This window comes from Streptomyces sp. NPDC043427 (assembly GCF_056436655.1).
In genome coordinates, this window is sequence record NZ_JBWKCC010000024.1 from 125,899 (window position 1) to 137,801 (window position 11,903).

Below are 11,903 nucleotides of genomic sequence, written 5' to 3' on the forward strand. Positions count from 1 at the left end.
TCCTGGGGCGGTCGAGTGACAGCCGCCTACGAGGTTATACGCCCTGACTGACAGAGCTCATATTGAAATCGGGGATGCGCAGCGCGGGCATCGCGGCCCGGGTGAACCAGTCGCTCCACTCCCGCGGCAGCGTCTTCTCCGTGCGGCCGGCCTCGACGGCCCGCCCCAGCAGGTTCACCGGTGACTCGTTGAACCGGAAGTTGTTCACCTCGCCGGTCACCTCGCCGTTCTCCACGAGGTAGACGCCGTCCCGGGTCAGGCCGGTGAGCAGCAGCGTGGCCGGGTCGACCTCGCGGATGTACCACAGGCAGGTCAGCAACAGCCCGCGCTCGGTGCTCGCGACCATCTCCTCCAGGGAGCGGTCCTCGCCCCCGTCGAGGATCAGGTTGTCGATCCCCGGCGCCAGGGGCAGCCCGGTCAGGGCCGCGCTGTGCCGACTGGTCAGCAGCTGACGCAGCTCGCCGTCGCGGATCCACTCCGTGGCGGCCATCGGCAGCCCGTTGTCGAACACCGACTGATCGCCCCCGGAGGAGTGCGCGAGCACGAACGGCGCGGACTCCAGGCCCGGCTCGTACGGGTCGCTGCGCAGCGTCAGCGGCAGCTCGGTCAGCTTCTCGCCGAGGCGGGTGCCCCCGCCGGGCTTGGAGAACACCGTGCGGCCCTCGGCCGCGTCCCGGCCCGACGACGACCACATCTGGTAGATCAGCAGGTCCGCGACGGCCGTCGGCGGCAGCAGCGTCTCGTACCGCCCGGCGGGCAGCTCGACGCGCCGCTCGGCCCAGCCGAGGCGTACGGCCAGCTCCGCGTCGAGCGCCGCCGGGTCGACGTCCTTGAAGTCCCGGGTGGAGCGGCCCGCCCACGCCGAGCGCGTACGGTCCGGGGACTTGGCGTTCAGCTCCAGCGTCCCGTTGGGCTGGTCGTGCCGCAGCCGCAGCCCCGTCGAGGTGCCGAGATAGCTGGAGACCAGCTCGTGATTGGCGAAACCGTACAGCTCGCGGCCGCCCGCACGCGCGCGTGCGAAGGACTCCCCGAGGGCCGGCGCGAAGTCGGCGAACACGGCGGAGTTGGTCTCGGCGGGCGCGTCGGTGAAGTCGGGCGACTCGGGCACGTCCGTGATCAGCGGCTGCGCGTCCTCGGCGGGCCCGGCCCCGCGCGCGGCGGCCTCGGCGGCCCGGACCAGCGACTCCAGCTCGTCCACGGTCACCGCGGAGCGCGAAACGACCCCGGAGGCGGTTCCCTCCTTGCCGTCGACCGTCGCGATGACGGTGAGCGTGCGCCCGCGCGTGACACCGTTCGTGGTGAGCGCGTTGCCCGCCCAGCGCAGGTTGGCGGTCGACTGCTCGTCGGCGATGACCACGCACCCGTCGGCCCGGGACAGCTCGAGGGCGCGCTCGACGATCTCGTACGGCTTGTTCGTCAACGAAGTAATGCCGTTGGGCACACGGGCGCTCATCGACCGGCCTCCTGGGTGGTGTTCAGAATGTTGACGCCCTTGAACAGGGCCGACGGGCAGCCGTGCGAGACCGCCGCCACCTGGCCCGGCTGGGCCTTGCCGCAGTTGAAGGCGCCCCCGAGGACGTACGTCTGCGGGCCGCCCACCGCGGCCATGGAGCCCCAGAAGTCGGTCGTGGTCGCCTGGTAGGCCACGTCCCGAAGCTGCCCGGTGATCCGCCCGTTCTCGATCCTGAAGAACCGCTGCCCGGTGAACTGGAAGTTGTAGCGCTGCATGTCGATCGACCAGGACCGGTCCCCGACGACGTAGATACCGCGGTCCACGCTCCCGATCAGGTCCTCCGTGGACATCCCGGCCGGGTCCGGCCGGAGCGACACGTTGGCCATGCGCTGCACCGGCACACGTCCGGGGGAGTCGGCGAACGCGCACCCGTTGGAGCGCTCGAAGCCGGTCAGCCTCGCGATGCGCCGGTCGAGCTGGTAGCCGACGAGCCTGCCGTCCTTGACCAGGTCCCAGCTCTGCCCCGCGACACCCTCGTCGTCGTACCCGATGGTCGCCAGGCCGTGCTCGGCCGTGCGGTCGCCGGTGACGTTCATCAGCTCGGAGCCGTACTTCAACTTGCCGAGCTGGTCGAACGTGGCGAAGGAGGTACCGGCGTAGGCGGCCTCGTAGCCCAGCGCCCGGTCCAGCTCCGTGGCGTGGCCGATGGACTCGTGGATGGTCAGCCACAGGTTGGAGGGGTCGACGACCAGGTCGTACAGGCCAGGATCGACGCTCGGCGCCCGCATCTTCTCGGCGAGCAGCTCCGGGATCTGCTCCAGCTCGGCGTCCCAGTCCCAGCCGGTGCCCGTGAGGTACTCCCAGCCGCGCCCGACCGGCGGCGCGATGGTGCGCATCGAGTCGAACTCGCCGCTCGACTCGTCCACCGACACCGCGGTCAGCTGCGGGTGCAGCCGGACCCGCTGCTGCGTGGTCACGGTCCCGGCCGTGTCGGCGTAGAACTTGTTCTCGTGCACGGTGAGCAGCGAGGCGTCGACGTGGTTGATCGCTCCGGCCGCGAGCAGCCGCGCGCTCCAGTCCGCGAGCAGCGCCGACTTCTCCTCGTCGGGCACGGTGAACGGGTCGATCTCGTACGACGAGACCCACGTCTTCTCGGCGTGCACGGGCTCGTCGGCGAGCTCGACCCGCTCCGTGGACCCGGCGGCCTTGATCACCTGGGCGGAGAGCTTCGCCATCGCCACCGCCTGCGAGGCGACCTTGGCGGCGGCGTCCAGAGAGAGGTCCACCCCCGACGCGAAGCCCCACGTACCGCCGTGCACGACCCGTACCGCGTACCCGAGGTCGGTGGTGTCCGACGAACCCGACGGCTTGGCGTCCCGCAGCCGCCACGAGGCGCTGCGCACCCGCTCGAACCGGAAGTCCGCGTGCTCGGCGCCCAGGGCACGGGCGCGTGCCAGGGCTGCGTCGGCCAGGGCGCGTAGGGGGAGCGCCAGGAATGACTGATCGACTTCATGGAGCACGGGTGGGGATCCCTTCGGGCGCTTGCCTGTGGTGACCGTCCGAGGCAGTGAATCATGTCTCGCTCCTCGGATCCCCAGGAAAAAAGACGCCGACTACCGTGCCCGCCCGTGCACATCGCGTACGAGGCGGATTCAGCCGTCCAGCGACGAGCCCGCGGCAAGTGCCGTGAACGGCGCCCAGGCGGTCGGCGTGACGACGAGAGGACGGATGCGTTTGTCCTTGGAGTCACGGATGTGGACTGCCTCGGTGCGTACGGCGACCTCGACGCAGTTGTCCCCGTCTCCGCCGCTGTAACTGCTCTTGAACCAGTCCAGCTCAGGGGTGGTGCTCATAGCGCTCCTCGCATCCGTTCCAGGAGGTTCACCGTAGCCCGGCAGTCCAGGGCCTGGGAACGCAGCTTGCCATAGCGCTGATGGAGGACGCTGACCTCTCCGGGATCAGCGATCAGACTGCTCGACCGATGCCCCTCGGTGTATCCGAACCACTGGTGTCCCGGTGTCTCGGCCATGTACAGCTGACCATCGACTCCGCAGTGGTCTTCCTGGTGCAGGGGCATGATCTGGATCTCGACGTTGGTCCGGTCGCCCATGCTCAGCAGCTGGTCGATGACAGCCCTGGTGACCGATGCGCCGCCGACGCCGCGTTCCAGGATGGCCTGCTCGATGATGAACGTAAAGGCAGTGTTCGGCCGCTCGGTGAGCAGAGCCTGGCGCTCAAGCCGTGCCGCCACCTTGTGGCTGATCTGCTCTTCCGACCACGGCGGGAGCTGACGCTCGAACACCGCCCGCGCGTACCCCTCCGGCTGCAACAACCCCGGAACCGCCCGACACTCATACGCGTACAAGGAGATCGCCTCCTCCTCGATCCCCGCCCACTGCCGAAACCACGACGCCAGCCCCGCCCTCCTCGTCAGACTCTTCGCCGCCGCCGTGAGGACCTTGAGCGCGACCGGCCCCAGTACCTCCTCCGCCCGCGCGGGCAGATCCGCCGGCGGGAACCGCTTCCCCTGCTCGATCTTGGCGACGTAGGCAGCCGAGTACCGTACTCGCACCGCGAACTCCTCCTGTGTCAGGCCGGATTCCTCCCGCAGCGCCTTCAGGACCACTCCGAAGGTCTTGAGACTGTCGGAGAGTTCCGCTTCAGTGCTGTTCGTACCGCCGCCTCCGCCGTGGTCCGCCCTCATTGCCGCGCGCCTCCCGTGCTCACGTTTCCACGCCTCACCCAACCCCGCCCAACCCACCCAGGGTCACGGGGAGTTACCCACCCAGTCCAGCGTGTGCACGGGTACAACCGCGTCTGTATGGGTGTCGTACCTGTTGGCGGGGCGGAAGGCGCCGGAACGCTGAGCGCATGCCAGCACCACGGGCCCAAGAGGCCGTCACCGTAAGTGTGTTCGTTCAGCGGTTCTCCGCCACGCGCCGAGGCGCGCGCCTCGCCCGCAGACTCGCCACGCACCGGCTCGACCTGTGGCACGTGCCGTACGGCAGCCCGGCCTCCGACACCATCGCCCTCGTCGTGGCCGAACTCGCGGCCAACGCGGTCCTTCACGGCCGCGTCCCCGGCCGCGACTTCGAGCTGCGGCTGAAGTACGACCGGACCGCCGGTCTCGTCCGCGTCGAGGTGTCCGACACTCATCCGGCGCGCCCGGGGCTGCCCGAGCCGGCCTCCCAGGACCCAGCGGACGCCGACAGCGGCAGGGGCCTGCTTCTTGTGGAGGCCGTCGCCGCGCGCTGGGGCGTGGACGAACGAACGGGACCGGGTAAGACGGTGTGGGCCGAGTGTGCACTGCCCATGTCCGCCGCCGAGACCGGGGACGGCCGGGACCAGGAGCACGAGACCGTCCAGCGGCTGCTCACGCCGATCACCTCGGTCGGCCTGGACTGAGCCCGGTCGCTCCTGGCTGCGCCCGCGCCCCTGCCGTGCGTCGGCCGCCACCTCGTACCCTGCGTCCGAGCCCCGCACACCGCCGCCGCCGTCCTGCGGAAGGACGCACCCCAGGCCGGCATGGTCTTCCAGGAGTGCCTCACGCAGGACGACGCGAGCCGGCTGCGGGGCGGTGATCCCACGGGCTTTCCCGGCGCCGCCGACTCCGCCCGCACTACGGTGGATTTCATGTCTGGCAAGCGCCGTACCGGCGGCAAGCACAGCAGGAACAAGAAGGCGCACGGCGGCAGGCCCGCGCCCACCCCCTGGGTCACCGCACCGCCTTCTGCGATCGATAACGCCAAGGCGGCGCAGGAGTGCGAAGAACTGGCGGAGCTGCACCCCGAAGACCGCGAAAAGCTGCTCCTGGAAGCCGCCGACGCGTGGAGCGACGCGGGTGAGTACGGCCGGGCGATCGCCCTGTACGAACGGCTGCTGGAAGCGGAGAGCGGAGGCTGCGCGGAGCCGGACCTGGTGGACGCCTTCCGTATCGGCACCCTGTGGGACGCCGGACGGGACGAGGAGGCCCGTGCGGCAGCCTTCGCCTTCCGTAGGCGTCACCCCAGAGACGCGGGTGCCTGGAACTTTGTCGCGGAGGCATTCGAGGCGCGCGGGGAGACGGCCGCGGCCGCCGAGTGGTTCACGGCCGGCGTCACGCACGCACTCGGCGCAGGTGAGCCGGTGACGGTGGACAGGGTGTGGGCGCACCCGCACCCGTATGACGTCGAGACGCTCGTCATCGGACGTCACCGGGTGCGGCGGCTGCTCGGAGAGCAGCACGACGATTGGGACGAGGTGGCCGACACGGTGCACGAACAGCGTGCCGCTCCCTTCCTCGGCCGGGTGCGGCCGCTGGACGAGATGCACGATCCGCACTTCCTCAATCGGATCGCCGAAGGCGGCCCGGACGCTCTGGAGGAGCGGATCGGGGCAGTGCTGGACGAGCCGCCGTCCCGGAGCCGGTCGGCGGGTGGCGGCCTGACAGGCACGTGTGTCCTGTACTGGCCGGCGGACGAGTTCACCCGGCTTCTGTCCCGTTGGCCGAAGACCACGGACGCCTACGGAAGCGACCATGCCGACCACCGGCGGCAGGTCGAGCGCACGTTGCGGCAGGTATCCGACGACGGCGGAACGCATCTCGCGGTCGGCCATGCCACGCTGGCCGGCCTTGAGGCACACGGGGAGGGAGACGGCGGATCACCCGACACTGCGTCCACCCGATCCGCGTACGCCGCCGAACTCGCCCGTAGGGGGCAGGCGGTCACATGGCCGCCGCCGCGTAACGGCCCCTGCTGGTGCGGCTCGGAGCGCAAGTACAAGAAGTGCTGCGGAAATCCCGCGTTCGGGTGAATGCAAAGGTAAGGGACCCCGGTAAGGGACCCCTCGAATGTAGGTACAGTTGAAGAGATGTAGGCGCAATCTCTGGCAGTGAGGGAGCCGGCCATGAGCACCATCTCCGTGCGTGAGTTCTCGTACAACCCGAGTGCCGTCTTCGCCCGCGTCGAGAAGGGGGAAGCGATCCAGGTCACGCGGCATGGCAATGTGATCGCCATACTGTCGCCGGCCGGCGGGCCCATGGAGCGGTACGCGCACTTGGTGGCACAAGGGAAGATCAAGCTGAAGCCGGTCACGGCTGCCGACCGGCACAGCATGCCGCACTACGAAGTTCCCGAGAACGTCGACCCCCTCGCGCTGCTTCTGGCCGAGCGCGAGGACGACGACCGATGATCTACATGGACACATCGGCGTTGGTCACATGGATGACCCGCCGCAGCCACTGGACAGAGCTGGACGCCTTCCTTCAGCAGCGAGTCACGGAGCCTCTCGCCACCAGCACGCTCGGCTTCGTGGAGACCGTACGGACCCTGGACCTCATGGGGCACTTTCCGAAGGCGATGGAGGATCTGGATGCCCGGATCACCGAGATCCTCCTCACCCGTGAGGTGCGTGACGGGGCGGCTGCACTGGTCGGGCGCTTGAGGACGCTGGACGCGATCCATGTGGCCAGCGCACTGTCGCTGCGGGACGATCTGACCGCGTTGGTGACGTACGACCGCAGGATGCTCGAGACGGCTCGCGCCGAGGGGCTGTCCGCTCACGCCCCTGGAATGGCGGACTGAGCCAGGGCGCCTCCAGGACGGGCCAACTGTAGAGACTCGACAGGAGGCGGGCGGAGCCACTGTCGGTGCCCGAATGTCCCCCGAGGGAGCCGGACCGATAGGTTTTCCGGGTAGCCGCCTGCCGTCCCAGGTGTCGGGCGGACGTGTCAGACCCCTATCGAAAGGGTGATCCGTTGAGCCGCTCGGTTCTCGTCACCGGAGGCAACCGGGGCATCGGCCTCGCCATCGCCCGCGCTTTCGCCGACGCCGGCGACAAGGTCGCGATCACGTACCGCTCGGGTGAGCCGCCGTCGGGCTTCCTGGCCGTCAAGTGCGACATCACCGACCACGAGCAGGTGGAGCAGGCCTACAAGGAGATCGAGGCCCAGCACGGCCCGGTCGAGGTGCTCGTGGCCAACGCCGGCATCACCAAGGACCAGCTCCTGATGCGCATGTCCGAGGAGGACTTCACCTCGGTCATCGACACCAACCTCACCGGCACCTTCCGTGTGGTCAAGCGCGCCAACCGTGCCATGCTGCGCGCCAAGAAGGGACGTGTCGTCCTCATCTCGTCGGTGGTCGGCCTGTACGGCTCGCCCGGCCAGGCGAACTACGCCGCCTCCAAGGCCGCTCTCGTCGGCTTCGCGCGCTCCCTCGCCCGTGAGCTCGGCTCCCGCAACATCACTTTCAACGTCGTCGCGCCCGGCTTCGTCGACACCGACATGACCAAGGTGCTCAACGACGAGCAGCGCGCGGGCATCGTGTCCCAGGTGCCGCTCGGCCGGTACGCGCAGCCGGAGGAGATCGCCGCGACGGTGCGGTTCCTCGCCTCGGACGACGCCTCGTACATCACTGGAGCCGTCATTCCCGTTGACGGCGGACTGGGAATGGGTCACTGATCACCATGAGCGGAATTCTCGAGGGCAAGCGCGTCCTGATCACCGGTGTGCTGATGGAGTCCTCCATCGCCTTCCACACCGCCAAGCTGGCCCAGGAGCAGGGCGCGGAGATCATCCTGACCGCGTTCCCGCGGCCCACCCTGACCGAGCGCATCGCCAAGAAGCTGCCCAAGCCGACCAAGGTGATCGAGCTCGACGTCACCAACGACGAGCACCTCGGCCGCCTGGCCGACATCGTCGGCGAGGAGCTCGGCGGCCTCGACGGCGTCGTGCACTCCATCGGCTTCGCGCCGCAGGACGCCCTCGGCGGCAACTTCCTCAACACCCCGTTCGAGTCGGTCGCCACGGCCATGCACGTCTCGGCGTACTCCCTGAAGTCGCTCACCATGGCCTGCCTGCCGCTGATGCAGAACGGCGGCTCGGTCGTCGGCCTGACCTTCGACGCGCAGTACGCCTGGCCGCAGTACGACTGGATGGGCCCGGCCAAGGCCGCCCTGGAGGCCACCAGCCGCTACATGGCGCGCGACCTGGGCAAGCAGAACATCCGCTGCAACCTGGTCTCCGCCGGCCCGATCGGCTCCATGGCCGCCAAGTCCATCCCGGGCTTCGCGGAGCTGGCGTCCGTGTGGGACACCCGTGCGCCCCTGGAGTGGGACCTCAAGGACCCGGAGCCGGCCGGCCGCGGTGTCGTCGCCCTGCTGAGCGACTGGTTCCCGAAGACCACGGGCGAGATCGTCCACGTGGACGGCGGGCTGCACGCCATCGGCGCGTGATCGCCGCCACCTGACCGGCGGCAGGCGGGCCCTCACCCGAACGGGTGGGGGCCCTCGGCATACGTGCCCTCACTCGTTCAGCGCACCCGGCCGGGCGGGTACCGGGGACCACCGGGCACTCTGGAATACGCGTCCACCTCGCGTTTTCCCTCCCCAGCCCGGCCGAGGAGGTCCCCCTTGTGCGCCTGTCCAGCAGCCTGGCCCCAGTGACCGCGGCTCTCGCCGTCGCCCTCGTCATGTGCCTGCCGTACGAGGCGATGCCCCACGCGCGTGTGGAGGTACGGCAGCCCGCGAAGCCGGAGCCGTTCGGCGCGGAGTGCCGGACGAACGTCCGCGGCTCCCACGTGGTCGCCTCCTGCCACAACCCCTACGTCGACATCGACCGCGTGCGCCTGCACATCGAGTGCGACCGGTGGTGGGACCTCGACACCGACAGCGCCCCGGCCGAGGTGGACCCCGCGATGACGGTACGGCTCAGCGGCCGTTGCTGGAAGGAAGTGGGCTCGGCGTGGGTCAGCCACCAGAAGGGGTGAACCGTCCGGGCCGGCACTGGATCGGGTAGCCCGCCGCCTCGGCCGCCGCCGTCTCCGCGTCGCCCGCGCGGATCGCGTCCACCAGCCGGGTGTGGTCCATGTACGACCCCGGCGTCAGCTTCTCGCCGACGTCCTCGCGCAGCCAGTCCCGCAGCACCTCGCCCAGGTCGGCGTACATCGCCGTCATCACGTCGTTGTGGGACGCGGCCACGACCGCCATGTGGAACGTCGAGTCCGCCGTCACGAAGGCCTCCGTGTCGCCCGACTCCCACGCCTCCTCGCGGCGCAGCAGCAGCGCGTCCAGCTGCTTGAGGTCCTTCTCCGTGCGCCGCTCGGCGGCCAGCTTGGCGGCGCCCGACTCCAGGGTGGAGCGCAGCTCGGCGATGTGGCGGGGGTCCGTGCCCGCGAAACGGCGGTGCATCACGCCGGCCAGCTCACTGGTCGCCACGACGTACGTGCCCGAACCCTGCCGGATGTCCAGCAGGCCGTTGTGCGCGAGGGCGCGGACCGCCTCGCGGACCGTGTTGCGGGCCACGCCCAGCTGCTCGACCAGCTCGGGCTCGGTCGGGATGCGTGAACCCACCGGCCACTCGCCCGAGGTGATCTGGGTGCGCAGCGCGGCGATGACCTGCTCGGACAGTGCCGAGCGACGCGGATGGCTCAGGGGCATGGCACACCTTCGCACGGAACGGGCCGGGGAGGACGCCCCGGGGATGGACAACCAATCATCCTATGATTCTATGATGGAGGCATGGCGCGCGAGGAAACCCGGACCACACCACCGACAACGCCACCTCTGACCGAACGCAGTTCCCAGCCCTCCACGACCCACGCGCCCCACACGGGCGCCCCATCCGCCACGCGCGCGTGGACGACGCGTCTGCTCGTCATCGGCATCGTGCTGTCCGCCCTCAACCTCCGCCCCGCCATCACCAGCCTCGGCGCCCTCCTCGAAGAGGTCCGCGACGGCCTCGGCATGAGCGGCAGCGTGGCCGGCCTCCTGACCTCGGTGCCCCCGCTCTGCTTCGCCGTCTTCGGCGTCACCGCACCCCGCCTCGCCCGCCGCTTCGGCCCGGGGGCGGTGGTGTGCGCCGGCATGGTCGCCATCACCGCGGGCCTGCTCATACGCCCCTACGCCGGCGGCACGGCAGGCTTGCTCGCCGCCAGCGCCCTCGCCCTCATGGGCATCGCGGTCAGCAACGTCCTGATGCCCGTCATCGTCAAGCGCTGGTTCCCGGACCGGGTCGGCTCCATGACCGGCCTGTACTCGATGGCGCTGGCCCTCGGCACCTCGGCCGCGGCCGCGGCCACCGTGCCCCTGACGCAGGCCCTGGGCGGCGGCTGGCAGCCGGGACTCGCCGTGTGGGCGGCCCTGGCCGCGCTGGCCGTGGCGCCCTGGGTCCCGTTCGTACGGCAGCGGGGGGCGGAGCCCGCGACCCGGGCCCCCGCGCGGGAGGAGCCGTCGGCAGGCCTGCGCGTCACCCGTAGCCGTACCGCCTGGGCGCTGGCCGTCTTCTTCGGCCTCCAGGCCACCGCCGCCTACATCACCATGGGCTGGATGGCACAGATCTTCCGCGACGCCGGTGTGCCCGCCGGGACGGCGGGACTGCTCCTCGCCGTCACCATGGTGATGGGCGTGCCCCTGGCCTTCGTCATCCCGCGCGTGGCCGCCCGGCTGCCCCACCAGGGCCCCATCGTGCTCGTCCTCGGCGCCTGCGGGCTCGCCGGATACGCCGGGCTCTACCTCGCCCCGGCCGACGGCGCCTGGGCCTGGGCCGTGCTCCTGGGGGTCGCCAACTGTGCCTTCCCGCTCGCCCTCACCATGGTCGGCATGCGCGCCAGGACCGGCGCCGGAGTCGCCCAGCTGTCGGCCTTCGCGCAGAGCGCCGGGTACCTGATCTCCATCCCGGGGCCGCTCCTCGTGGGTGTGCTCTACCAGCACAGTGGCGGCTGGGGCCTGCCGATCGCGCTCATGAGCGCCCTCATGGTCCCGCAGATGGTCGTGGGCGTCCTGGCGGGACTCGACCGCACGGTCGAGGACGAGGCACGGCGCTGACCTCGCCCCCGGGCGCCGGGCGTGGGAGAGGGGTGCGAGACTGGCCGTATGCCAGTGCTCGATCCGAACCCTCAGAACGGGCAGAAGAAGATGCTGCTCGTCTTCTGCTCGTTCTTCGCCATCTTCGTGATCATCGCCATCATCGCGACGATCGCTTCTCCGTGACGATCGCTTCCCCCTGACGGTTGCTTCCCCGTGACGATCGCTTCTTCGTGACGGTTGCTTGCACCCGGTGATCGCATTCTGGTGACGGTCGCTCTTTCGTGACCGATGGTGGGGCTAGCACCCCCATCCCCTAGGGGGCGAGTGTCAGGGTCAACTGGGTGGATCACCGGATGGGTTGGGGGCCGCGCGTTCCGTAACTTCGAGATGTGGCCGCGAAAGGCGGACCACGGACCACTCGAAGACCCGCGGAGGCACAGATGCCGGCCCCTACGCACACCCGCCCCCACCCGGCGACCAGCGGCCGCGTCGACATCCGGCTGCCCTGGTGGGCGCTCGCCCTGCCGCTGCTCGCCTTCGTCACCCTTCTGCTGCTGATACTGAACCCGGCGGACGCGCAAGCGGCAACCGGCGACCCCGCGATCACCCACCTCGTCGAGCGGGTACAGCAGCTGATGGCGCGCTGAACACCGGCAAAACCGCT

At 70.2% G+C, this 11,903-nt stretch carries 15 protein-coding genes; 10 read left to right on the forward strand and 5 right to left on the reverse strand.

Features of this window, described 5'->3' with window-relative positions:
* Window positions 1–34 precede the first annotated feature (34 nt).
* From AC067M_RS31510 to AC067M_RS31525, 4 genes are all read right to left on the reverse strand, one after another.
* The gene (locus AC067M_RS31510; protein ID WP_478700438.1) at window positions 35–1,453 is read right to left on the reverse strand and encodes a metallopeptidase TldD-related protein; all 1,419 of its coding nucleotides are present in this window, start codon (window positions 1,451–1,453) and stop codon (window positions 35–37) included.
* Window positions 1,450–2,973: a TldD/PmbA family protein gene (locus AC067M_RS31515; RefSeq protein ID WP_478700439.1), complete on the reverse strand. Its 1,524-nt coding sequence runs from the start codon at window positions 2,971–2,973 to the stop codon at window positions 1,450–1,452. The genes AC067M_RS31510 and AC067M_RS31515 overlap by 4 nt, the downstream gene beginning before the upstream one ends.
* Before the next feature lie 132 nt (window positions 2,974–3,105).
* The gene (locus tag AC067M_RS31520) at window positions 3,106–3,306 is read right to left on the reverse strand and encodes a DUF397 domain-containing protein (RefSeq protein ID WP_478700440.1); all 201 of its coding nucleotides are present in this window, start codon (window positions 3,304–3,306) and stop codon (window positions 3,106–3,108) included.
* Window positions 3,303–4,157 carry a helix-turn-helix domain-containing protein gene (locus AC067M_RS31525; RefSeq protein WP_478700474.1) on the reverse strand — a complete coding sequence of 285 codons (855 nt, stop codon included), beginning with the start codon at window positions 4,155–4,157 and terminating at the stop codon, window positions 3,303–3,305. The genes AC067M_RS31520 and AC067M_RS31525 overlap by 4 nt, the downstream gene beginning before the upstream one ends.
* 167 nt (window positions 4,158–4,324) lie before the next feature.
* Here AC067M_RS31525 and AC067M_RS31530 point away from each other — a divergent pair, with 167 nt between their 5' ends.
* The 7 genes from AC067M_RS31530 (at window position 4,325) to AC067M_RS31560 (ending at window position 9,201) form a co-directional block, all read left to right on the forward strand.
* The gene (locus AC067M_RS31530) at window positions 4,325–4,858 is read left to right on the forward strand and encodes an ATP-binding protein (protein ID WP_478700441.1); all 534 of its coding nucleotides are present in this window, start codon (window positions 4,325–4,327) and stop codon (window positions 4,856–4,858) included.
* A 228-nt stretch (window positions 4,859–5,086) separates the two neighbouring features.
* Window positions 5,087–6,247 (forward strand): SEC-C metal-binding domain-containing protein, encoded by a 1,161-nt coding sequence (locus AC067M_RS31535; RefSeq protein ID WP_478700442.1) that lies wholly within the window; start codon window positions 5,087–5,089, stop codon window positions 6,245–6,247.
* A gap of 93 nt (window positions 6,248–6,340) precedes the next feature.
* Window positions 6,341–6,625, forward strand: a complete 285-nt coding sequence (locus AC067M_RS31540) for a type II toxin-antitoxin system Phd/YefM family antitoxin (protein ID WP_478700443.1) — start codon at window positions 6,341–6,343, stop codon at window positions 6,623–6,625.
* Entirely contained in the window at window positions 6,622–7,017 is a 396-nt protein-coding gene (locus AC067M_RS31545; RefSeq protein WP_478700444.1) for a type II toxin-antitoxin system VapC family toxin, read from the forward strand. The genes AC067M_RS31540 and AC067M_RS31545 overlap by 4 nt, the downstream gene beginning before the upstream one ends.
* Window positions 7,018–7,190: 173 nt before the next feature.
* Window positions 7,191–7,895, forward strand: coding sequence for a 3-oxoacyl-[acyl-carrier-protein] reductase (gene fabG / locus AC067M_RS31550; RefSeq protein ID WP_478700445.1), 705 nt, complete (start codon window positions 7,191–7,193; stop codon window positions 7,893–7,895).
* A gap of 5 nt (window positions 7,896–7,900) precedes the next feature.
* Window positions 7,901–8,668 carry an enoyl-ACP reductase FabI gene (fabI, locus tag AC067M_RS31555; RefSeq protein WP_478700446.1) on the forward strand — a complete coding sequence of 256 codons (768 nt, stop codon included), beginning with the start codon at window positions 7,901–7,903 and terminating at the stop codon, window positions 8,666–8,668.
* Between the two features lie 179 nt (window positions 8,669–8,847).
* The gene (locus AC067M_RS31560) at window positions 8,848–9,201 is read left to right on the forward strand and encodes a hypothetical protein (protein WP_478700447.1); all 354 of its coding nucleotides are present in this window, start codon (window positions 8,848–8,850) and stop codon (window positions 9,199–9,201) included.
* On the opposite strand, the gene AC067M_RS31565 is transcribed toward AC067M_RS31560, so the two are convergent.
* Window positions 9,182–9,871, reverse strand: a complete 690-nt coding sequence (locus tag AC067M_RS31565) for a FadR/GntR family transcriptional regulator (protein WP_478700448.1) — start codon at window positions 9,869–9,871, stop codon at window positions 9,182–9,184. The genes AC067M_RS31560 and AC067M_RS31565 overlap by 20 nt on opposite strands.
* 81 nt (window positions 9,872–9,952) lie before the next feature.
* Here AC067M_RS31565 and AC067M_RS31570 point away from each other — a divergent pair, with 81 nt between their 5' ends.
* The 3 genes from AC067M_RS31570 to AC067M_RS31580 all read left to right on the forward strand — a co-directional run bounded on the left by AC067M_RS31570 (window position 9,953) and on the right by AC067M_RS31580 (window position 11,886).
* On the forward strand, window positions 9,953–11,257 hold the full coding sequence (locus tag AC067M_RS31570) for a CynX/NimT family MFS transporter (protein ID WP_478700449.1): 1,305 nt from the start codon (window positions 9,953–9,955) through the stop codon (window positions 11,255–11,257).
* Between the two features lie 48 nt (window positions 11,258–11,305).
* Window positions 11,306–11,422: an SGM_5486 family transporter-associated protein gene (locus AC067M_RS31575; protein WP_478700450.1), complete on the forward strand. Its 117-nt coding sequence runs from the start codon at window positions 11,306–11,308 to the stop codon at window positions 11,420–11,422.
* Window positions 11,423–11,679: 257 nt separating this feature from the next.
* Entirely contained in the window at window positions 11,680–11,886 is a 207-nt protein-coding gene (locus AC067M_RS31580; protein WP_478700451.1) for a hypothetical protein, read from the forward strand.
* Window positions 11,887–11,903 lie beyond the last annotated feature (17 nt).